This is a genomic window from Niveispirillum sp., assembly GCF_017996735.1.
GTDB lineage: Bacteria > Pseudomonadota > Alphaproteobacteria > Azospirillales > Azospirillaceae > Niveispirillum.
The window spans coordinates 13,334-34,150 of sequence record NZ_JAGOGJ010000071.1; the positions used below are offsets into that span (position 1 = coordinate 13,334).

The following is a 20,817-nucleotide window of genomic DNA, read 5'->3' on the forward strand; positions in this document are numbered from 1 at the left end:
GACCCGCCCATGCCCACCGCCCTGCCGCCGCCCGCCATCCTGGCCGACCGTCAAGCCCAGGCCAAAGCCTGGTTCGAAAGCCTGCGCGACCGGATCTGTGCCGCGTTCGAGGGGCTGGAGGATGCCTTGGCCGGTGGCCCGCATGCCGGCCTGACCGCCGGGCGATTCGAGCGCAAGGAATGGGACCGTCCCAACCATGACGGGGCCGAAGGCGGCGGCGGCGTGATGAGCGTGATGAAGGGCCGCGTGTTCGAGAAGGTGGGGGTAAATGTCTCCACCGTTCACGGCACCTTCTCCCCCGAATTCCGGGGGTCGATCACGGGGGCGGGAGAGGATGGCCATTTCTGGGCCAGTGGCATCAGCCTGGTGGCGCATATGCGCAGCCCCCTGGTTCCCGCCGTCCACATGAATACACGCATGCTGGTGACCAGTCAGAACTGGTTTGGCGGCGGGGCGGACCTGACGCCCATGTTCCTGGAAGGGGTGGAGACGGAAGAGGACAAGGCGGATTTCCATGCCGCGCTGAAGGCGGCGTGCGACCCTTATGGCGCCGACTATTACGCGCGGTTCAAGGAATGGTGCGACCGCTACTTCTTCCTGCCCCACCGCAACGAGCCGCGCGGCGTGGGCGGCATTTTCTATGATCAGTTGGATACCGGCGACTGGGCAGCGGATTTTGCCTTCACGCGGGCGGTGGGAGAAGCGTTCCTGGACGCCTATCCGCGCATTGTGGCGCGGCGCATGCGCCAGGAATGGAATGCGGCGCAGCGGGAGCATCAGTTGGTGCGCCGCGGCCGCTATGTCGAATTCAACCTGCTGCATGACCGCGGCACCCTGTTCGGGCTGAAAACTGGCGGCAATATCGAGGCCATCCTGATGTCCCTGCCGCCGGAAGTGAAGTGGCCCTAATCCCATGGACATGATGCTGCAAACAAAGGTCATCGCCGGCCATCCCATCCTGCTGGTCCGGCACGGCCAGACCCATTGGAATGTGGAGGCCCGCTGCCAGGGGCAGTTGGACAGCGATCTGACGGAGACGGGTCGTGCCCAGGCTGAACAGGTGGGCATCATTCTGAAACGCCTGATGGCGGATATTCCCGGCTGGCGGGACGTGGTGCGGCTGGTTTCCAGCCCGCTGGGCCGGACGCAGGAAACGACCCGCATCATCAACCGCCATCTGGACCTGCCCGTCACGCTGGATGCGCGGCTGGCCGAGGTCTCCTTCGGTGACTGGGAAGGCATGACCAGACGGGAGGTCGAGGCGGCCAATCCCTGGCTGGAGAGCCACGGCCCCTATGGCTGGCAGTTCCACGCCCCCAATGGCGAGCGGTATGAGGGTGTGCGCGAGCGGCTGCTGGGCTTTGTGATGGAAGTGGACCGTCCCACCATTGCCATTTCGCACGGCATGAGCGGGCGCATCCTGCGCGGCCATTATGCGGGCCTGGACCAGGATGCAGCCTGTAGCCTGCCTGTACCGCAGGACCGGGTGTTCAGGCTGTCGCGCGATGGGGTGGAGGAGTTGGCGTAAGCGGGAGGTGGCTGCCCGCTCTCTGCGCTTATCGTCCGCCTTTTATTCCCTGGCCCAGCCGCCGAACCGCTTCCTCCAGCACTTCGTCACGCTTGCAGAAGCAGAAACGCACCAGATGGGTGGGGGCGTCCTGTTCGAAAAAGGCGCTGATCGGAATGGCGGCCACGCCGACCCTTTCCGTCAGATGCTGGCAGAAGGATTTGTCATCCATCTCGATGCCGCTGGCCGCCAGATCGACGGTCAGGAAATAGGTGCCCGCACAGGGCAGGACCACCAGCCCCGCCGCGCGCAGGCCCGCCGACAGGACGTTACGCCGCCGCGCCATGTCGTCGGCCAGCCCGGCGAAATAGGCGTCGTCCTTGTTGAGGCCCAACGCCACCGCATGCTGCAGATTGGGCGGGGTGGTGAAGGTCAGGAACTGGTGGGCCTTGATGACGGGGGCCAGCAGGGCGGCCGGGCCAGTGACATAGCCGACCTTCCACCCGGTCAGCGAAAAGGTCTTGCCGGCCGAGCCGATGCGCATTGTGCGGTCGCGCATGCCGGGCAGCGACATCAGCGGAATGTGCCGGCGCCCGTCAAAGACCAGATGCTCGTAAACCTCGTCACATACGGCCATCGTATCGTGCCGCAGGACGTAGGAGGCCAGCAGGTCCAGCTCCTCCCGCGACCACACCTTGCCGGCCGGGTTCTGCGGATTGTTGATCAGGACCAGTTTGGTCCGTTCATTGAAGGCCGCATCCAGGTCGCCCGCCGTAAAGGACCAGTCCGGCGCCTTCAGGCTGACAAACCGGGGTACGGCACCGGCGCGGCGGATGATGGGGGCGTAGCTGTCATAGAGGGGTTGGAACAGCACCACCTCGTCCCCCGGTTCCAGCAGGCCGAACAGGCAGGCGGCCAGTGCCTCCGTCGCCCCGCTGGTCACCAGCGTTTCGGTCGCCCAATCCACCGCCAGACCATAGAATCGGGCATTATGGGCGGCCAGGGCCTGGCGCAGCGCGGGCAGGCCCGGCATGGGCGGGTACTGGTTCCAGCCATCGTTCAGCCAGGTGGCGGCGGCCGTCACCACATCGGGCGGGCCATTGCCGTCGGGGAAGCCCTGGCCCAGATTGATGGCCTTGTGCTGATCGGCCAGCCGCGACATCACCTCGAAAATCGTCGTGCCGCAGGCGGTGAAAACCGAATTTCCGGACTTCATTTCGATTTCTCACGGTGCCGGGACGTGGGCCGTGGCCCAGAGCGCAAATTTCCCGTCGCGGATAACGCGCACATCGGGGAATTCCGCCTGTTCCAGGGCGCGGCGCAGGCTGGTGGCGGTGAAACCCGTCTTGTGCGCCATGTAATGGTTGCCGCGCTCCAGATCGACCCGCCAGCCATACAGAATGTCCAGCGGCGATATCGGGCCGGCCGGGGAGTGATAGGCCGCATCCTCCAGCCGGTCCGCCGCCACCAGTTCGGCAACCTGCTGCAGGTCGGGCAGGGTGATCAGGGCGAATCCGCCCGGCCGCAGCACCCGGCGGAATTCCGCCAGCGCCACCGGCACCTCATGCGGGAAGACATGTTCCAGATTATGCGATGACCAGACGGCATCCACCGACGCCGTCGCCACCGACGACATGTCGGTGATGCTGCCGATAATGTCGGGGACCACGTCCGGATTGATGTCGAACCGGACTTCCCGCCATTGACCCGGCGTGAAGAACTGTTCCGGCAGCTTGGCCGGATCGGCAACGCCGCAGCCCACATGCAGCACCAGGGGCAACCCGTCCGTCATCACCCGAAACCCTTTTCTGACAATTATCCCCCTCACAGGGAAGCGAAGGGTAGATAATCGGCCGGGCGGTTGCGATGAAAATCAGTTGGAAAGCAGGGCCGCCTGCTCTTCCAGCCCGTAATTCCGCATGATCGCCGCCAGACGCCCATTCTCCCGCATCCGCCTTGTCCCCTCGGCCATGAGGCGTGCCAGTTCGGGGGCGCGGGGATCGTTCTGGGAGAAGCCGACAAACAGGTCGGCGTCATCCTTCAATGACAAGGTTGTCAATTGTTGCTGCATGCCCATGCGCCGCATCTGCCAGCGTAAGACATTGTGGTCGTCCAGCAGCATGTCGATGCGCCCGGCGGTCAGCATGCGCAGCCCCTGCACCAGATGCGAATAGCCGAATCCGCTTAAAACGGTAATTCGTTCCGAATTATGGGTATTCTGGTCAACATACTCCTGTAACGCTCCGCCATAATCGTAATCCTTGATGACACCCAGGCGGAAGCGCTCGAAATCCTGTGGTTTGGTGTAGTTGAAGCCCTGGCTGCGGGCCAGGGCAACGGCGTTGGCGGAGTTGCCCTGGGCCAATACCGGCAACAGAACGGCGCCTTCCATGTCGGACGCCATGCCTGGCAAGGCGGTGGCGCTGCCATCCTTCGCCATACGTTTCATCATCGCGAAATTGACGACGCGATACTCCACCTTGAAGCCAAGTCCTTCAAATATCTCACGGGTCAGGTCCACCATATAGCCTTCGCGCCCGTCGGCATCAGGGTCGCAGGCATAGGGACACCAGGGGTCGGACGCGACGACGATGGGCCGGTCGCGTTCCAGGGCGGTGAGATCGCGGGCGCGCGCTTCAATCATCCCGGCGGTCAGGGCCAGGATGGCGGCAAGGGCTGACAAGGGGCGCACAAGGTGCGGCAAGGAAAAGCGCATGGGGGATGAATATACCTCCCATGCTGTAACAAATCACGCGATGACTTCATCGCGCTGAAACAAAAGCAATGCAAAGCCGGCCGTTGGATCCCCTTTCGGGGCTCACCGGCCGGCTTTGGCGGGCTGATTACTCGGCCGCCTGGGCCGCCGGGATGACCAGGGCCGGCTTCACCCAGCGCAGAACCGGCTTGCGGGCGGCCTGGGTTTCGTCCAGGCGCTTGCGCGGGGTCAGGCGGGGGGCGGCCTGGAAATGGGCCAGATCGCCAGCCTTGGCCTTCTCCGCCAGGTGCCGCATGGTGCCGATGAACTGGTCCAGCGTGCGCTTGCTTTCGGTTTCCGTCGGCTCGATCAGCAGGGCGCCATGGACCACCAGGGGGAAGTACATGGTCATCGGGTGATAGCCCTCGTCGATCATCGCCTTGGCGAAGTCCAGCGGGGTTACGCCCGTGCCCTTCAGGAAGCGGTCATCGAACAGGGCCTCGTGCATGCACGGCCCTTCGAAGCTGGCCGACATCACGTCCTTCAGGCTGGCCAGGATGTAGTTGGCGTTCAGCACGGCATCGGACGATACCTGACGCAGCCCATCCGCCCCGTGGGACAGGATATAGGCCAGCGCCCGCACAAACATGCCCATCTGACCATGGAAACCCTTCAGGCGGCCGAAGGGCTGGGCCTTGCCCGCATCCTTGGTATGTTCGATCAGGTCGAACCCGTCCTTGCCATGCACCACAAAGGGCAGGGGGGCGAAGGGGGCCAGGGCATCGGACAGGACCACGGGGCCGGAACCCGGACCGCCACCGCCATGGGGTGTGGAGAAGGTCTTGTGCAGGTTGATATGCATGGCGTCCACGCCAAGATCGGCGGGGCGCACGCGCCCGACGATGGCGTTGTAATTGGCGCCGTCGCAGTAGAAATAGCCGCCGGCCGCGTGAACGGCATCGGCGATTTCCCGGATCTGCGGTTCGAACAGGCCGCAGGTATTGGGATTGGTCAGCATGATGCAGGCGACATCATCGCCCAGCTTGGCCTTCACGGCCTCCACACTGACGCGGCCATTCTCTTCGGCCGGGATCGTGTCCACGGTGAAGCCGCAGAAGGCGGCCGTGGCCGGGTTGGTGCCATGGGCAGACTCGGGCACCAGCACGCGGCGGCGATGGCTTTCGCCCCGAGCGTCCAAGGCGGCATGGATGGCCATCAGGCCGCACAGCTCCCCATGCGCACCGGCCCCCGGCGACATGGCGACGGCGGGCATGCCGGTCAGTGTCTTCAGCCAGTGCGCCAACTGATCGATCAGTTCCAGCGCCCCCTGCACCGTTTCAACCGGCTGCATCGGGTGGATATCGCTGAAGCCCGGCAGACGGGCCATCTTCTCGTTCAGGCGCGGGTTATGCTTCATCGTGCACGACCCCAGCGGGTACATGGTCGTGTCGATGGCAAAGTTTTTCTGGGACAGGCGCGTGTAATGGCGCACCACGTCGGGCTCGGCCAGTTGCGGCAGGCCGACGCCGACGCGGGGAGACAGGCCGCCCAGGCGGGTCTTGGTGGTCACCGGTTCCGGCAGGTCGACGCCCACCGCACCCGGATTGTCCAGTTCGAAGATCAGCGCTTCTTCCTGCTGCAACGCCTTGTTGCCGGTGAAGGTGACGACCTCGCCCGTGACCGACACGGAATGAGGGGTGCTGTCGCGACCCTGATTATTCATGGCCATCAGAGAACCTCTTCCAGGCCGCGCACCAGCGCGTCCATATCTTCCACGCTGTTGATCTCCGTCGCGGCGATCAGCAGCAGATCGTCCAGCCCTTCCACATCCGGGTACAGGCGGCTGACCGGCACGCCGGCCAGGATGTCCTTGGCCGCCAGCTTGGAGGCGACCTTGGCCGCCTTCTTGGGCAGCTTCACCGTGAATTCGTTGAAGAACCCGTCATTGACGACGCTGACGCCCTTCACGGTCGACAGCTTGTCGGCCAGGGTCACGGCATTGGCGTGGTTGATGCGGGCGAGGCTCACCAGACCCTGTTCGCCCAGCAGCGACAGGTGGATGGTGAAGGCCAGCGCACACAGGCCGGAATTCGTGCAGATGTTCGACGTCGCCTTTTCGCGGCGGATATGCTGTTCGCGCGTTGACAGCGTCAGCACGAAACCGCGCTTGCCATCGGCATCCACGGTCTGGCCGCACAGGCGGCCCGGCATCTGCCGCACATATTTGTCGCGCGTGGCGAACAGCCCGACATAAGGACCGCCGAAATTCAGGCCATTGCCGATGCTCTGCCCCTCGCACACCACGATGTCGGCCCCCATGGAGCCGGGGGAGGGCAGCAGGCCCAGCGATACCACCTCCGTCACCACCACGATGACCATCACGCCCTTGGCGTGGGCGGCATCGCACAGCGCGGTGAAGTCGCGCAGATGGCCGAACAGGGACGGGGTCTGAACGACAACGCAGGCCGTCTCGGCATCCAGCAACGCGGCCAGATCCTCGGCATTCTTCCAGTCCGGCGCCTGGGCGCGGATATCCATGCCCATCACGCCGCAGGTGGTTTCCACCACTTCGCGGTAATGCGGGTGCAGGCCGCCGGACAGGATGACCTTGTTACGCTTGTTGACGCGGGCGGCCATCAGGACGGCCTCGGCCGTGCCCGTGGCCCCGTCATACATGGAGGCGTTGGCCACATCCATGCCGGTCAGCAGCGCCACCTGGGTCTGGAATTCGAACAGGTATTGCAGCGTGCCCTGCGTCACTTCCGGCTGATAGGGTGTGTAGCTGGTCAGGAACTCGCCCCGCAGCAGGATCTGATCGACCGAGGCGGGCACATGGTGCTTGTAGGCACCGGCCCCCACAAAGAAGGGCACGGACGATGCCGTGACATTCTTGGCGGCCAGGCGGGACAGGTGGCGTTCCACCTCCAACTCGCCCTTATGGTCGGGCAGGCTGGCGATCTTGCCCGGCAGACGGGCATGGTCGGGCACGTCACGGAACAGGGCGTCCACACTGTCCACCCCGATGGTGGCCAGCATGGACGAACGGTCGGCATCCGTCAGCGGCAGGTAACGCATCACAGCCCCTCGGTGAAGGACTTGTAGGCGGCTTCGTCCATCAGCGCCTCGAACTGCGCCATGTCCTTGATCGACATCTTGAAGAACCAGCCATCACCTTCCGGCGCGGTGTTGACCAGCGAGGGATCGTCACCCAGGGCGGCGTTGCCCTCCAGAACGGTACCGTCGACGGGGGCGTAGATTTCCGAAGCGGCCTTCACCGATTCGACAACGGCGGCATCCTTGCCCTGCTCCAGCACCTTGCCGGCGTCCGGCACCTCGACGAACACCACGTCACCCAGCGCATTCTGGGCATAGTCGGTGATGCCGACGGTGGCGACGCCGCCGTCCAGCTTGATCCACTCATGGTCCTTGGTGAAACGGATGGTCATGGGTCGGTCTTTCGTTTGGGGATAACGTTGGATGGAGGGGCTTAGCCCTTGAAATAACGATGCGGTGCAAAGGGCATGGCGGCCACCTTGGCCGGCAGCGCCTTGCCGCGCACGATCAACTGGACCGGCGTGCCGACCGCGGCGGAACCGGCATCCACATAGCCCATGGCGACGGGGCCGCCGGCGGTGGGGCCGAAGCCGCCGCTGGTGATTTCCCCGATACGATTGCCGGACAGGTCCTGGATTTCGGTATGTTCGCGGGCCGGGGCCTTGCCTTCCGGCAGGATACCCACGCGGCGGCGGGTGGGCCCGCTGGCCAGTTGCGCCTGAACCACGGCCGCACCGGGGAAGCCGCCATCGGTCTTGCGGCGCTTGGAGATGGTCCAGGTCAGGGCCGCTTCCACCGGGTTGGTGGTGGTGTCGATATCATGGCCATAAAGGCACAGGCCGGCTTCCAGACGCAGCGAATCGCGGGCACCCAGGCCGATCGCTTCCACCCCGTCCTGGGCCAGCAGCAGACGGGCCAGCGTCGAAGCATCCGCTGCACCCACGCTGATCTCGTATCCGTCCTCACCGGTATAGCCGGACCGGCTGATCTGCACCGGAATACCGTCGATCGTTGCGGCGCGCGCGCTCATGAAGCCCATCGTCGCCGCCTCGGGCAGCAGGCGGGCCATGACGGATGCCGCTTCCGGCCCCTGCAGGGCCAGCAGGCCGGCATCGTCGCCCAGATAATCGATGGTCACATCGGCGGGCAGACCGGCCTTCAGATGGGCCAGATCCTCGGTCTTGCAGCCGGCATTGATCACCACATACAGGTGATCCTCGAACCGGGTGACCATCAGGTCATCCAGGATGCCGCCTTCATCATTGGTGAACATGGTGTAGCGGATGCGGCCCGGCGCCAGGGCGGCGATATCGCCCGGCACCAGCGCTTCCAGCGCCTGGATGACGGCATCGATGCTGCTGCCGCGCAGGCGGACCTGCCCCATATGGGACACGTCGAACAGGCCGGCGCGGGCGCGGGTATGCAGATGTTCCTTCAGCACGCCCAGCGGATACTGAACCGGCATGTCATAGCCGGCGAATGGCACCATCTTGGCGCCCCGTTCCACATGCAGATCATAAAGCGGCGTACGCAGCAGGCCGGTGTCACCCAAGGTGGGGCACTCCCATCAGGACAGGTTTCACCCGTCACGGGGATCGTCCCCGCGGCGGTTGCCCCCCTCTGTCCTGGCCCCTGAGAGATTCGCGGCGCCATTCGGCGTCCACTTACTCCGTCGGTGGGCTGTCGGCCCGGTGAACCCGAGCCCGCCTGCTTTCCAGATGTGCCTACCCTTCGCGGTCCTTTTGCCTGAGAGTTTCCGGGGGCGGTTGCTCCTTCGGCGCCGATATCCTGTTCCTGGTAAGAGGGCAGGCTACCGGTCTCTCCCGCATGGGGTCGTCGGCTGATCGGCGCCAAACTACGCTTTGCGGCGCCGCTGTCAATGTAAAGTCGCGCAGCCGTGACCCCGCGCGATGCGCTTACCGGCCTTCGTTGGAATTCCGGTTGGTCGCCACCTGTTCCGGCGTCAACTGAAAACCGACCAGAACCTCGTACCAGCGGGCATCCATGGTCTTGGGCACGGGGATGACCTGGGTCAGCGTCTCCTGCACATTGTCGCCTGCGGGCACATTGGTGGAGAAGCTCTTCTTGGAGATGATGTTGCGGTTCGGGTCGGTGACGGCCACGAAATAGGTGACGGGGATTGTGCCGCCCGACGCACCCTCATTGGCGCGACCGGTGATCATCAGGTTGGCGGCGATGGTGACCGACGTATCGTCATACCCGCAATTGGCCAGGATGCCGGACAGGATGGCCACACCCTGGTCGGTGCGCAGGGTCCCGGCATCGCGCAGGATGCCGACATTGGGGCAGCCCGCCACCATGGCATCATTTTCGGCACAACCGGACAGCGCCAGCATACCCATGCCGGCAAGGGCGGCCAGGGTCCATCGGCGGGCGGCTTTCCTGGCGGTCGGAACCGGGCTATGGTTGGGCCGGGTGGTCATCATGGGGCTGGTCATCAAATGTCCGTTCACTTCCATTACCGGGACATGAATGGGCGGCGACCATGTCATAAGAATGGCACCTTCCCACACGCCGGGTTGCGACAATATAGGTGGGCATCCAGCCGCGCAAGCGTGGCACCCGGCACTGACACGTATCGACAGGGACACCCCCATCACCATGTCCGAGAATAACACCCCCACCGCCCCGCTTCCGCCCCTGCATGTGCTGCTGGCGGCGCCGCGCGGCTTCTGTGCCGGGGTGGACCGGGCCATCCAGATCGTGGAAACGGCGCTGAAGAAGTTCGGCGCCCCCGTCTATGTCCGGCATGAGATTGTGCATAACCGCTTCGTGGTGGAAAGCCTGGAGGCGCAGGGGGCCGTTTTCGTCAAGGAACTGGACGAGGTGCCGGACGACCGGCCTGTGGTCTTTTCCGCCCATGGCGTGCCCAAGGCCATCCCGGCCGAGGCGCAGCGCCGCAACATGATCTATGTCGACGCCACCTGTCCGCTCGTCTCCAAGGTGCATCGGGAGGCCGAGCATCATCACGAGGCCGGGCGCACGGTCCTGCTGATCGGCCATGCCGGGCACCCCGAAGTGGTGGGCACTATCGGCCAGTTGCCGGAAGGGGCCGTGAAGCTGGTGGAGACGGTGGAGGATGTGGCGGGGCTGGAGGTTGCCGATCCCGACAATCTGGCCTTCGCCACCCAGACCACCCTGTCGGTGGATGATACCGGCGCCATCGTTGATGCGCTGCGTGTCCGCTTCCCCAGCATTTCCGGGCCGAAGCGGGAGGATATCTGCTACGCCACCACCAACCGCCAGGGGGCGGTGAAGGCCATCGCGCCGCGTGCCGATGCGCTGCTGGTGCTGGGGGCGCCCAATTCGTCGAACTCCGTGCGGCTGGTGGAGGTGGCTCGCGCCCATGGCTGCACCCGCGCCATGCTGGTGCAGCGCGCGGCCCAGATCGACTGGGACCGTCTGGAAAAAATCCGCACCCTGGGCATCACGGCCGGCGCATCGGCACCGGAGGTGCTGGTGGATGAGGTGCTGGCCAGCCTGCGCGAACGCTTCACCGTGACGGTGGAGGAGGTGGTGACCGCCACGGAGAATGTGACCTTCAAGCTGCCGCGTGTACTGGCGGCGGAATGATCCCAATCTGCCGAAGGTTTGACCTTTGGCGGATTGGAGGCTGGCGACCGCCAGCCCGACGCTTGGGGGCCACCTTGATGCTGACCAGCGGTCAACATCAAGGTGGACTGGAATGACATCAGCCGGAGGCGAGACGGGCTCATCTCCGGCTGATGGGGTGACTGGCCAGAACCGGCGCTGTCCGGTCAGGCCGCCTGTCCCCGATCGCCCCGCGTCTTGTAGAGCGAGTAAAGCACGCCCGTGGCCAGCAGACCGAAGGTCACGGAGAGCGAGATGGCCGGGTCCAGCTTGCCATAAATCTGGTTCCAGAAAATCTTGCCCCCGATGAACACCAGCACGACCGCCAACGCGTATTTCAGGTAGTGGAAGCGGTGGACCATGGCGGCCAGTGCAAAATACAGCGCGCGCAGGCCCAGGATGGCGAAGATGTTGCTGGTATAGACGATGAACGGGTCGGTCGTGATGGCGAAGATGGCCGGCACGCTGTCCACCGCGAACACGATGTCGGCGAATTCCACCATCAGCAGCGCCAGGAACAGGGGCGTGGCCCAGCGCACGACCTTGCCCGTCTTCGGGTCCGGCTGCTTCACGAAGAAGGCGTTGCCGTGCAGGCCGTCCGTGACGCGCAGATGGCGGCGCAGGAAGCGGACCATGGCATTTTCGCCCATGGTTTGCTCCTTGTCGCCCATGAACAGCATCTTCACACCGGTCAGGATCAGGAAGCCGCCGAAGATATAGAGCAGCCAGTCGAATTCCGTGACCAGGGCCGCGCCCAGACCGATCATGATGCCGCGCAGCAGGATCACGCCCAGGATGCCCCAGAACAGCACGCGGTGCTGATACAGGCGAGGGATCGCGAAATAGCCGAAAATCAGCGAGATAACGAAGACGTTATCCATGGCCAGCGCCTTTTCCAGCGCAAAGCCCGTGAAATATTGCATGCCCGGCGTGGGCCCCAGATACCACCAGACCCAGCCACCAAAGGCGGCGGCGATGGCGATATACAGCGCGGACAGCACAAGGCTTTCCCGCACGCCGATTTCGTGATCGTTCTTGTTCAGGACGCCCAGGTCAAAGACCAGAAGGGCGATGACGATGGAAATGAAGACCAGCCAGAGCCAGAGGGCCTTGCCCAGAACCGGCTCAAGCATGATCGCGGTGAGAAGCTCCATGGGAGCGCCTCCTTGGGATCAGCCGAGTGCTTGCGTCAGCGACGAGGGTTCTATCCGACATCGCAGCCAACGCCTTGGCTGCCAGAGGGGCCCGGATGGACGCAGATGTAAGACGCGCTCTGTGACCTTCAAGAGGGGCGCTGCAAAATTTCTCGCACCTTGGCGATGCGGGCGAACCGGAAAAAGGCAATGATCGCGGCCAGTTCCAGCCCATACAGGCCGAAGACCCAATAGCCCTTCAGGAAGAAGTAGCGCAACAGGTTAACGGGGAACTCCACCATGGACCGGAACGCCCCATAGCGCCCTCCCTTGCCCCGCGCCACGATCTCCTCGGCCTGGGCCGTGGAATAACGGTTCAGCTTGGCGATCAGGTCGCCATGGCTGCGGATGGAATAATGCACGATGATGGGGGACAGCGCCCCGACGGCACCACTGTGCATCTGCACCGCGTCATGCGTGGCGCTGTCGGCGAAACGGCCATGGCGGCGATCATAAAGCCGGATGTAATTATGCCGGGGCGCAAACCGGTGCGGCCGCTTCTGATGGGGCAGGGCCATCACCGTCTGTATCCGGTAACCCTGCATCGCCGGTGTGCCGCCACCCGCGAACAAGGCGCGGATGGCCCCTTCCAACTCCGGCACCGGCACCTCGTCCGCATCCAGGTTCAACAGCCAGTCATGCCGGCACTGCTCCTCGGCAAAGCGCTTCTGCGGGCCATAGCCGGGCCAGTCATTGTGGATCACCGTGGCACCCAGTGACCGGGCCAGCTCCTGCGTTCCGTCACTGCTGCCGCTATCCACCACCAGCACTTCGTCAGCCCAACCGGACACAGCCTGGATCACGGGGCCGATGCGGTCGGCCTCGTTCAGCGCGATGATGAAGACGGAGAGGGGGAGGGTGTGGGGCATGGGGGAGGTATAGCAGGTCGGGGACCGCAGGTCAGGACACTATGCCTTGGTGGGACAATGCCTATGTAGTAACATGGCTACATGACAGGAAGGAGGCGGATCATGGCCATCACGACCGTATCCAGTCGAGAGTTGAACCAAGATATAGGCAAGGCGAAACGTGCCGCCACGCAGAACCCCGTCGTCATCAACGACCGGGGCAAGCCCGCCTTTGTGCTGCTGTCCTATACAGAGTATCAGCGTCTGAGCGGTGCATCACCGGGCCGCAATCTGGTGGAGGCTCTGTCCATGCCCGGCCTGTCGGGGTTCGATTTCGACCCGCCGAAGGCGGATACCTGGCTGCGTCCAGCGGACTTTTCCTGATGTATGTCCTGAATACGAATGTTATTGCCGAATTGCGGAAGGTGGGTAACGGATCGCGTTAATCCGAATGTCATGACATGGCCGGGTGGTTGCAACGCCGATAGCTTCTTCATTTCCGTTATTATGCTGATAGAACTGGAAATCGGCATCCTTCTTGCGGAACGGCGCGATGTGAGGCAGGCAGCGATCTTGCGTACATGGCTGGACAGCAGCATGGTGAGACCCGAATTCGCCTCCTGTTTGCTCTCCGTCGATGAGGCTGTGGCTGATTTCGCGGTGACTGAAGTTTAGCTGATCAATCCGTGAGGTGACGGATTATGTTGGGCGATGGCGTAGGCGACGGCAACTATATGGCAGGAAGCGGAGGAGGCGCGTTCAGCGCAGAGCGTGCAAAACGGACGTTGTTAGCAGGTAGGATTGGCTGCTAACGCTCCTCATTCGCGTATATGCTTAGGTCTCTACGATCAGCACGCAGTAGCGAAGTATATTGCGCATGCGCTGCCGGACTCGGTTCACAGACTTATTGGCCAGTCTGAGAAGTAGATCCGCCGTCTTTCGGTCAATCGCTGCCGGTCCGTCGCCTGGACGCTCTAAAATTTCGGAATAAATGGCCTTCTTCTTCATCGCGTTATAATGACCCGCGATCACACCCGCGACTGTGCTGATGAAGGAGGACCTGCGCGTATTTGCCTTGACGGCATCCGGCAATTCATCCCCTGCAAGTCCAGCCAATAATTCTGGCAGCTTCTCGGACAAGGAATCTCTATATTCTGTTTCTTCTATGGGACTCAGCTTCAGAGTATATCCATAGTGATCTAAGATGGCAGACACCTCATGTAAATTCAGATCACCAGCAAGGTATTTCCCGATAAATCGGTGTTTCTCTTTATGGTCAATTTTGTTCGAGAGGCCACCATTACAAAACTGCGCCTCGTTCAGTGAGACAAATTTCGCAACTTCTTCAAGGCACAGTACGGTAAAGGCTACGGTCGAGGCGTAACGCCTGTGCTTCCTCAGTATTCGGGCATCTTCGAGTAAGCGCTCCGCATTTTCTATGATATGCACGCCAAGGAAGGTGGGGCTTCCGCTATAGCTCGTCATTTGTCCGCCGCCCCCAAAATCTCAGACATTTTCGACAGTACTCTCAGGGCTGGCGAGTGAGGGGAAATCACTCTACTCCCGGCCCTTTCGCAGCGAGGCACAAAACGGCTGTCTGCTCCAGCGCAAAACAAAAAAAAGCCCGGCGGATCGCTCCACCGGGCCTCTTTCATCCCCGGCCGCCGGGTCACCCCGGCGATGGGTCAAGCAGCAAGCTTACTCCGCCGCCGCCGGGGCCGCGAGGTTGCGCAGCACGTACTGCAGGATGCCGCCATTCTTGAAATAGTCGACCTCGTCCAGCGTGTCGATACGGCAGAACAGATTGACCACTTCCGTCGACCCGTCGGCGCGGGTAATGGTCAGCTTCAGGTCCATGTGCGGCTTCAGGCCGGCTTCCACGCCTTCGATGTCGAAGGTTTCGGTGCCGTCCAGCTTCAGCGTCTTGCGGTTCACGCCGGCCGGGTACTGGAGCGGCAGGATGCCCATGCCGACCAGGTTGGAGCGGTGGATACGCTCAAAGCTTTCGGCGATGACGGCGGACACGCCCAGCAGGCGCGTGCCCTTGGCGGCCCAGTCACGCGAGGAGCCGGTGCCGTATTCCTGACCGGCGAATACCACCAGCGGCGTGCCCTCGGCCTGGTACTTCATCGATGCGTTGTAGATCGGCATGACCTCGCCGGTCGGCACATACTTGGTCAGGCCGCCTTCGACGCCGTCCAGCATCTCGTTCTTGATGCGGATATTGGCGAAGGTGCCGCGCATCATGACTTCATGGTTGCCACGCCGCGCGCCGTAGCTGTTGAAGTCGGCGACGGTGACGCCGTTTTCCAGCAGGTATTCACCGGCCGGGCTGGTCTTCTTGATGTTACCAGCCGGGGAAATATGGTCGGTGGTGATGCTGTCGCCCAGGATGGCCAGCGCGCGGGCGCCCTTCACGTCGGACACGGAACCCGGCGTCATGGTGATGCCGTCGAACAGCGGCGGACGCTTGGCGTAGGTCGACTTGTCGTCCCACTTATAGGTCATGCCCTCGACGGTCTTGATCTTCTGCCACTGCTCCGGCCCCAGGAAGACGTCGGCGTAGCGGCTGACGAACATTTCGCGCGTCAGGAACTGGGCGATCGTGTCCTCGATCTCCTTGTTCGTCGGCCAGATGTCCTTCAGATAGACGTCCTGCCCATCCTTGCCGGTGCCGATCGGGTCCTTGGAGATGTCCAGGTGCAGGGTGCCGGCCAGGGCATAGGCCACCACCAGCGGCGGGGAGGCCAGGTAGTTGGCGCGGACCTGCGGGGACACGCGGCCTTCGAAATTGCGGTTGCCCGACAGGACCGACGCAACGGTCAGCTTGCCCGCGTCGACGGCGGCGGCAATCGGGTCCGGCAGCGGGCCGGAATTGCCGATGCAGGTGGTGCAGCCATAGCCGACCAGATTGAAGCCCAACTGGTCCAGATAGGTCGACAGGCCGGCGGCGTTCAGATAGTCGGTCACGACCTGGGACCCGGGCGCCAGCGACGGCTTCACCCAGGGCTTGGTCTTCAGGCCCAGCTCAACCGCCTTCTTGGCGACCAGACCGGCGGCGAACAGCACCGACGGGTTGGAAGTGTTGGTGCAGGACGTGATGGCGGCGATCACGACATGGCCGTGATCCAGCTTGTAATCGGCGCCGGCAACGTCGGTCGGCTGGCTGACGGGGCGGTCACCCACGTCGGTGGCCAGGAACTCGCCGAATTCCTTGGTGACGTTGGACAGCAGCACGCGGTCCTGCGGACGCTTCGGACCGGCCAGCGACGGCTCGACCGAACCCAGCTCCAGTTCCAGCGTATCGGTGAAGACCGGATCGGGCGACCCAGCGTCGCGCCACATGCCCTGGGCCTTGGCATAAGCCTCGACCAGCGCCACGCGGTCGGCGTCGCGGCCGGTGAAGTGCAGGAAGCGGATGGTCTCGGCGTCGATCGGGAAAATGCCGCAGGTGGCGCCATATTCCGGGGCCATGTTGGCGATCGTCGCACGGTCGGCCAGCGTCAGCGCGTCCAGGCCGGGGCCATAGAACTCGACAAACTTGCCCACCACCTTCTTCTTGCGCAGCATCTGGGTGACGGTCAGCACCAGATCGGTGGCCGTCGCCCCCTCCCGCAGCTTGCCGGTCAGCTTGAAGCCGACGACTTCCGGGATCAGCATGGAGATCGGCTGGCCCAGCATCGCGGCCTCCGCCTCGATACCACCCACGCCCCAGCCAAGGACGGCCATGCCGTTGACCATGGTGGTGTGGCTGTCGGTGCCGACCAGCGTGTCCGGATAGGCCACGGTGGCGCCGGTCTGGTCCGTATCGGTCCAGACGGTCTGGGCCAGATATTCCAGGTTCACCTGATGGCAGATGCCGGTGCCCGGCGGGACCACGCGGAAATTGTTGAACGCCTTCTGGCCCCAGCGCAGGAACTCGTACCGCTCGCCATTGCGCTGGAATTCCAGCTCGACATTCTCGTCGAAGGCCTTGGGCGTGCCGAAGCTGTCCACCATCACCGAATGATCGATGACCAGATCGACGGGGGTCAGCGGATTGATCTTGGTCGGATCGCCACCCAGGGCCACCATGGCCTCGCGCATCGCGGCCAGATCGCAGACGGCGGGAACGCCCGTGAAATCCTGCATCAGCACGCGGGCCGGGCGATAGGCGATCTCGCGGTCGGAGCGCTTGTCGACCAGCCACTGAGCGACGGCCTTGACGTCCTCAACGCTCACCGTGCGCCCATCTTCAAAGCGCAGCAGGTTTTCCAGCAGCACCTTCATCGAGAAGGGCAGGCGCGACACGTCGCCCAGACCAGCCTTCTCCGCTTCGGGAATGCTGAAATAATCAACGGACTTGCCGCCGACGGAAAGCGTGCGGCGGGTCTTCAGGCTGTCTTGGCCGGTGAACGTGGACATCGGGGGGTGACTCCTCCAACGGGGTCGCGGGGTAAACGGCAGACCGTATCTCGCCCCGGCTCCAGCGTCCGGGACCGTTGATCTGCCTGGATGGCATTTTCGGAGCGTGGTTTAGCGCTTTTTGCGGTGCGGGGAAAGGGCAGGTTGGGGGGATCAGCCCCCGATTTTTGTACAGATCGGGCTGTATTTAGGGCTTGTTGCGAAACGATCTTAATTAGCTGTCGGTCACAGCCGTTATGGTGGTCACCGGAACATAGCGTTCCACTTTGATCTCCCCCTCCCGCTGCCGGGCCTGGGCGATGTCGTAACTGTTCTGCATGCGCATAAGCGTGTCCATGGGGACACCAAAAGCCTTCTCCAACCGTAGGGCCATTTCGGGCGAAAGCTGTGTCCGTTCGTTCAGCAGCATCGATAGCGCCGCGCGGGTGACGCCAAGGATGCCAGCCGCTGCCGTCACCGAAAGGTCCAAAGGTTCGATCACCTCGTGCCGGATGAAGCCGCCGGGATGGGCGGGGCTCTTCATGCGGATGCCCTTGATTGCGTTCATGGCCGTCTCCTAATGGTAATCGACATAGTCCAGGTCGATGATTTCGACCCCCTCACGATCAATCGCGAATGTCAGACGACAGTTCTTGGTGACATGCAGGCTCCAGCATCCCTTCCGGTCACCGCTCAATCTGTGCGCCTTCCAACCAGGCACCGACAGAAGCTCCTCTTCCCGCTCCATATCCTGCAGGAAGGACAGTATACGGACGATCTTCGGCACCACAGCGGCGGGCAGTCCGCTGGCATCCTCATCCTGCATCAACCGGCGCAGTCCCTTATGGATGACGTTCCTGATGATCACGGCGTTTCCGTGTGGTGTGTATGCCGTCAAATGACACTATACACTCTTGATAAGGGCGATGCATCAACGGCAATCCCGCCCAAAAATTTCCCAACCCGGCCCGCGGGGATTGGTGAATGGCCCGCCCGCGCCACCGGATTTGAAATAATATCTCTTTTGCCGTGGCACGGTTGACAGGGCGGACTTTTTCACAGAGATGTCATGCCGTCCGCGCGGGATGCGTCCGTTGCATGGCAGATACCATGCGGGGGCCGAGGCGCGATGGAGGGACCCTTTCGATGCTGTCTTACACCGTCCGGCGCCTGCTGGAAGCGATCCCGACATTGCTGGTGATCGTGGCCTTGTCTTTCTTCCTGATGCATTCGGCGCCGGGTGGCCCGTTCGACAGCGAACGTGTCCTGCCGCCGGAGATCGAGGCCAACCTGAAGGCGGCCTATAATCTGGACAAGCCGGTCTGGCAGCAGTTCGTGATCTATCTGGGCAAGGCGGTACAGGGCGATTTCGGCCCCTCCTTCACCTATAAGGATTTTTCCGTCTCCGAACTGATCGGGACGGGTTTTCCGGTGTCGCTGAAGCTGGGCCTGTCGGCCATCACGCTGGCGGTGATCATCGGCTGTACGCTGGGCATCCTGGCCGCCATGCGCCAGAATACCAAGACCGACTATTCCATCATGGGCGTGGCCATGGTCGGCATCACCATCCCGAACTTCGTGATGGCGCCGCTGCTGACCCTGGTGTTCGGCATCTATCTGGGGTGGCTGCCGGTCGCGGGGTTGGGCGACGGATCGTTCCGCAATCTGGTGTTGCCCGTCATCGCCCTGTCGCTGCCGCAGATCGCCATCATCAGCCGCCTGACGCGTGGCGGCATGGTGGAGGTGCTGCGATCCAACTTCGTGCGCACCGCCCATGCCAAGGGCCTGCCCGAACATCTGATCATTACGCGCCACACGCTGCGCGCGGCCCTGCTGCCCGTCATCTCCTATCTGGGGCCGGCCATCGCCGGGCTGGTGACGGGGTCGGTGGTGATCGAACAGATTTTCGGCCTGCCCGGCATCGGCCGCTACTTCGTGCAGGGCGCCATCAACCGCGACTATACGCTGGTGATGGGCACCGTCATTACCTATGGCAGTCTGATCGTGCTGATGAACCTTCTGGTCGATCTGGTCTATGGCCTGATGGACCCGCGCGTCCGGTACGACTGATCAAAAAACAAAATAAAATCAACGACACGCCAATGTTCAGCAGGGAAGGACAGGGTTCCATGCGCATCACCAAACATCTGCTCACCGGCGTCGCCTTTGGCGCCATGATGATCCTGGCGGCCTGTGGCCAGCCGGGCGACAAGCAGGCAGCCGCGCAGCCTAAGCCGACTGTGGAGGAGGCCACCGCCTTCGTCGCCAAGGCCGAGGCCGAACTGGGTGCCGCGCGTGAAAAGGCGTCGCGCACCGCCTGGGTGCAGAACACCTATATCACGCCAGACACGCTGGCCCTGGCCGCCGACAGCAACGCCGCCTACAGCGCGCTGGTGGCCCGCCTGACGGCGGAGAGCAAGCGTTTTGTCGGGCTGGAACTGCCGGCCGATGTGGCGCGCAAGCTGAACCTGCTGCGCATGGAAACGGCCCTACCGTCGCCCGCCGACCCCGCCCTGAACAAGGAGCTGGCCGAGTTGGACGCCAAGCTGGGTGAGCTGTACGCCACCGGCAAGGTCTGTCGCGAGGATGGCAGCGGCTGTCTGACCCTGGACGAGATCGACGATGTCTTCCGCACCTCGCGCGATGAGAAGGAACTGAAGCGGCTCTGGGCCGGCTGGCACAAGGTCGGGCAGGAGATGAAGCCGCTCTACCAGCGTGAGGTGGAAATCGCCAATATCGGCGCCAAGGAACTGGGCTTGCCCGATGCCGGCACCCTGTGGCGGTCGGGCTATGACATGGCGCCGGAAGCGTTCGAGCAGGAGGCCGACCGGCTGTGGGGCCAGGTGAAGCCGCTCTATACGGCCCTGCACTGCTATGCCCGCACCAAGCTGGGCGAGAAGTACGGCACCGACGTGGTGCCGCAGGACAAGCCGATCCCGGCCCATCTGTTGGGCAATATGTGGGCGCAGGAATGGGGCAACATCTATGACATCGTGGCGCCCAAGCAGGCGGCCACCAATGTCGATGTGACGGCCCTGCTGACCAAGGCCGGCTATGACCCGATCAAGATGACCAAGTCGGCCGAAGGCTTCTTCACGGATCTGGGCTTCGAGCCGCTGCCCCAGACCTTCTGGGAACGCTCTCAGATCACCCGTCCGCGCGACCGCGAGGTCGTGTGCCATGCCTCGGCCTGGGATATCGACGACAAGGACGATATCCGCATCAAGATGTGCATGCGGGTGAACGGTGACGATTTTCAGACCGTGCATCACGAACTGGGCCATAATTTCTACCAGCGCGCCTACAAGGCGCAGTCGACCCTGTTCCGCAACGGCGCCAATGACGGCTTCCACGAGGCCATCGGCGATTTCATCGCCCTCTCGGTGACGCCGGGCTATCTGGTGAAGCTGGGCCTGCTGGACAAGGAACCCTCCACCGAGGGCGATGTGCCGCTGCTGCTGCAACAGGCCATGGACAAGGTGGCGTTCCTGCCCTTCGGCCTGCTGATCGACAAGTGGCGCTGGA

The 20,817-nt window shown here is 63.3% G+C and carries 20 protein-coding genes and 1 riboswitch; of the genes, 6 read left to right on the forward strand and 14 right to left on the reverse strand.

From position 1 onward, the window contains the following. Positions 1-9: 9 nt before the first annotated feature. Both hemF and KBA48_RS20140 read left to right on the forward strand, forming a co-directional pair. Positions 10-909 (forward strand): oxygen-dependent coproporphyrinogen oxidase, encoded by a 900-nt coding sequence (hemF, locus tag KBA48_RS20135; RefSeq protein ID WP_292909684.1) that lies wholly within the window; start codon positions 10-12, stop codon positions 907-909. Positions 910-919: 10 nt separating this feature from the next. After that, complete coding sequence (locus KBA48_RS20140) at positions 920-1,528, forward strand: histidine phosphatase family protein (RefSeq protein WP_292909686.1); 609 nt, start codon at positions 920-922, stop codon at positions 1,526-1,528. A gap of 28 nt (positions 1,529-1,556) precedes the next feature. Here KBA48_RS20140 and KBA48_RS20145 read toward each other — a convergent pair whose 3' ends face one another. From KBA48_RS20145 to KBA48_RS20180, 8 genes are all read right to left on the reverse strand, one after another. Then, a complete protein-coding gene (locus KBA48_RS20145; RefSeq protein WP_292909688.1) occupies positions 1,557-2,723 on the reverse strand; it encodes an aminotransferase in 1,167 nt (388 codons plus the stop codon). 9 nt (positions 2,724-2,732) lie between these two features. Further along, complete coding sequence (locus KBA48_RS20150; protein WP_292909690.1) at positions 2,733-3,299, reverse strand: methyltransferase domain-containing protein; 567 nt, start codon at positions 3,297-3,299, stop codon at positions 2,733-2,735. An 81-nt stretch (positions 3,300-3,380) separates the two neighbouring features. Then, positions 3,381-4,223, reverse strand: a complete 843-nt coding sequence (locus KBA48_RS20155; protein ID WP_292909692.1) for an ABC transporter substrate-binding protein — start codon at positions 4,221-4,223, stop codon at positions 3,381-3,383. A gap of 127 nt (positions 4,224-4,350) precedes the next feature. Further along, positions 4,351-5,925 carry an aminomethyl-transferring glycine dehydrogenase subunit GcvPB gene (gene gcvPB, locus KBA48_RS20160; protein WP_292909722.1) on the reverse strand — a complete coding sequence of 525 codons (1,575 nt, stop codon included), beginning with the start codon at positions 5,923-5,925 and terminating at the stop codon, positions 4,351-4,353. 5 nt (positions 5,926-5,930) lie between these two features. Then, entirely contained in the window at positions 5,931-7,277 is a 1,347-nt protein-coding gene (gcvPA, locus tag KBA48_RS20165) for an aminomethyl-transferring glycine dehydrogenase subunit GcvPA (RefSeq protein ID WP_292909694.1), read from the reverse strand. Next, positions 7,277-7,648: a glycine cleavage system protein GcvH gene (gene gcvH / locus KBA48_RS20170; RefSeq protein WP_292909696.1), complete on the reverse strand. Its 372-nt coding sequence runs from the start codon at positions 7,646-7,648 to the stop codon at positions 7,277-7,279. Before gcvH ends, gcvPA begins: the two co-directional genes overlap by 1 nt. A gap of 41 nt (positions 7,649-7,689) precedes the next feature. After that, the gene (gene gcvT, locus KBA48_RS20175) at positions 7,690-8,808 is read right to left on the reverse strand and encodes a glycine cleavage system aminomethyltransferase GcvT (RefSeq protein ID WP_292909698.1); all 1,119 of its coding nucleotides are present in this window, start codon (positions 8,806-8,808) and stop codon (positions 7,690-7,692) included. 172 nt (positions 8,809-8,980) lie between these two features. Beyond that, positions 8,981-9,092: riboswitch (glycine riboswitch) on the reverse strand. Between the two features lie 80 nt (positions 9,093-9,172). After that, on the reverse strand, positions 9,173-9,715 hold the full coding sequence (locus tag KBA48_RS20180; RefSeq protein ID WP_292909700.1) for a hypothetical protein: 543 nt from the start codon (positions 9,713-9,715) through the stop codon (positions 9,173-9,175). 163 nt (positions 9,716-9,878) lie between these two features. Between KBA48_RS20180 and ispH the strand changes: the two genes are divergently transcribed. Beyond that, on the forward strand, positions 9,879-10,850 hold the full coding sequence (gene ispH / locus KBA48_RS20185) for a 4-hydroxy-3-methylbut-2-enyl diphosphate reductase (RefSeq protein ID WP_292909702.1): 972 nt from the start codon (positions 9,879-9,881) through the stop codon (positions 10,848-10,850). Positions 10,851-11,035: 185 nt separating this feature from the next. Here ispH and KBA48_RS20190 read toward each other — a convergent pair whose 3' ends face one another. Together KBA48_RS20190 and KBA48_RS20195 are read right to left on the reverse strand one after the other, a co-directional pair. Further along, entirely contained in the window at positions 11,036-12,022 is a 987-nt protein-coding gene (locus tag KBA48_RS20190) for a TerC family protein (RefSeq protein ID WP_292909704.1), read from the reverse strand. A gap of 128 nt (positions 12,023-12,150) precedes the next feature. Continuing rightward, positions 12,151-12,930, reverse strand: coding sequence for a glycosyltransferase family 2 protein (locus KBA48_RS20195; protein ID WP_292909706.1), 780 nt, complete (start codon positions 12,928-12,930; stop codon positions 12,151-12,153). Between the two features lie 102 nt (positions 12,931-13,032). On the opposite strand from KBA48_RS20195, the gene KBA48_RS20200 reads away from it, so the two are divergent. Next, positions 13,033-13,293 (forward strand): type II toxin-antitoxin system Phd/YefM family antitoxin, encoded by a 261-nt coding sequence (locus KBA48_RS20200; protein WP_292909708.1) that lies wholly within the window; start codon positions 13,033-13,035, stop codon positions 13,291-13,293. A 450-nt stretch (positions 13,294-13,743) separates the two neighbouring features. On the opposite strand, the gene KBA48_RS20205 is transcribed toward KBA48_RS20200, so the two are convergent. The 4 genes from KBA48_RS20205 to KBA48_RS20220 form a co-directional block, all read right to left on the reverse strand. After that, the gene (locus tag KBA48_RS20205; protein WP_292909710.1) at positions 13,744-14,394 is read right to left on the reverse strand and encodes an AbiV family abortive infection protein; all 651 of its coding nucleotides are present in this window, start codon (positions 14,392-14,394) and stop codon (positions 13,744-13,746) included. 213 nt (positions 14,395-14,607) lie between these two features. Beyond that, positions 14,608-17,313: an aconitate hydratase AcnA gene (gene acnA, locus KBA48_RS20210; RefSeq protein WP_292909712.1), complete on the reverse strand. Its 2,706-nt coding sequence runs from the start codon at positions 17,311-17,313 to the stop codon at positions 14,608-14,610. 214 nt (positions 17,314-17,527) lie between these two features. After that, on the reverse strand, positions 17,528-17,860 hold the full coding sequence (locus KBA48_RS20215; protein ID WP_292909714.1) for a HigA family addiction module antitoxin: 333 nt from the start codon (positions 17,858-17,860) through the stop codon (positions 17,528-17,530). A gap of 9 nt (positions 17,861-17,869) precedes the next feature. Continuing rightward, entirely contained in the window at positions 17,870-18,160 is a 291-nt protein-coding gene (locus KBA48_RS20220) for a type II toxin-antitoxin system RelE/ParE family toxin (protein ID WP_292909716.1), read from the reverse strand. Between the two features lie 278 nt (positions 18,161-18,438). On the opposite strand from KBA48_RS20220, the gene oppB reads away from it, so the two are divergent. Both oppB and KBA48_RS20230 read left to right on the forward strand, forming a co-directional pair. Then, positions 18,439-19,362 (forward strand): oligopeptide ABC transporter permease OppB, encoded by a 924-nt coding sequence (oppB, locus tag KBA48_RS20225; RefSeq protein WP_292909718.1) that lies wholly within the window; start codon positions 18,439-18,441, stop codon positions 19,360-19,362. A 59-nt stretch (positions 19,363-19,421) separates the two neighbouring features. Then, a partial coding sequence (locus KBA48_RS20230; protein ID WP_292909720.1) for a M2 family metallopeptidase occupies positions 19,422-20,817 on the forward strand: 1,396 nt, incomplete at its 3' end.

Excerpts from the sequence above, each read along its gene's own strand:
- hemF (WP_292909684.1), top strand. The coding sequence starts at position 10 with ATGCCCACCGCCCTGCCGCCGCCCGCCATCCTGGCCGACCGTCAAGCC.
- KBA48_RS20140 (WP_292909686.1), top strand. The coding sequence starts at position 920 with ATGATGCTGCAAACAAAGGTCATCGCCGGCCATCCCATCCTGCTGGTC.
- KBA48_RS20145 (WP_292909688.1), bottom strand. The coding sequence starts at position 2,723 with ATGAAGTCCGGAAATTCGGTTTTCACCGCCTGCGGCACGACGATTTTC.
- KBA48_RS20150 (WP_292909690.1), bottom strand. The coding sequence starts at position 3,299 with ATGACGGACGGGTTGCCCCTGGTGCTGCATGTGGGCTGCGGCGTTGCC.
- KBA48_RS20155 (WP_292909692.1), bottom strand. The coding sequence starts at position 4,223 with ATGCGCTTTTCCTTGCCGCACCTTGTGCGCCCCTTGTCAGCCCTTGCC.
- gcvPB (WP_292909722.1), bottom strand. The coding sequence starts at position 5,925 with ATGAATAATCAGGGTCGCGACAGCACCCCTCATTCCGTGTCGGTCACG.
- gcvPA (WP_292909694.1), bottom strand. The coding sequence starts at position 7,277 with ATGCGTTACCTGCCGCTGACGGATGCCGACCGTTCGTCCATGCTGGCC.
- gcvH (WP_292909696.1), bottom strand. The coding sequence starts at position 7,648 with ATGACCATCCGTTTCACCAAGGACCATGAGTGGATCAAGCTGGACGGC.
- KBA48_RS20180 (WP_292909700.1), bottom strand. The coding sequence starts at position 9,715 with ATGACCAGCCCCATGATGACCACCCGGCCCAACCATAGCCCGGTTCCG.
- ispH (WP_292909702.1), top strand. The coding sequence starts at position 9,879 with ATGTCCGAGAATAACACCCCCACCGCCCCGCTTCCGCCCCTGCATGTG.
- KBA48_RS20190 (WP_292909704.1), bottom strand. The coding sequence starts at position 12,022 with ATGGAGCTTCTCACCGCGATCATGCTTGAGCCGGTTCTGGGCAAGGCC.
- KBA48_RS20195 (WP_292909706.1), bottom strand. The coding sequence starts at position 12,930 with ATGCCCCACACCCTCCCCCTCTCCGTCTTCATCATCGCGCTGAACGAG.
- KBA48_RS20200 (WP_292909708.1), top strand. The coding sequence starts at position 13,033 with ATGGCCATCACGACCGTATCCAGTCGAGAGTTGAACCAAGATATAGGC.
- KBA48_RS20205 (WP_292909710.1), bottom strand. The coding sequence starts at position 14,394 with ATGACGAGCTATAGCGGAAGCCCCACCTTCCTTGGCGTGCATATCATA.
- acnA (WP_292909712.1), bottom strand. The coding sequence starts at position 17,313 with ATGTCCACGTTCACCGGCCAAGACAGCCTGAAGACCCGCCGCACGCTT.
- KBA48_RS20215 (WP_292909714.1), bottom strand. The coding sequence starts at position 17,860 with ATGAACGCAATCAAGGGCATCCGCATGAAGAGCCCCGCCCATCCCGGC.
- oppB (WP_292909718.1), top strand. The coding sequence starts at position 18,439 with ATGCTGTCTTACACCGTCCGGCGCCTGCTGGAAGCGATCCCGACATTG.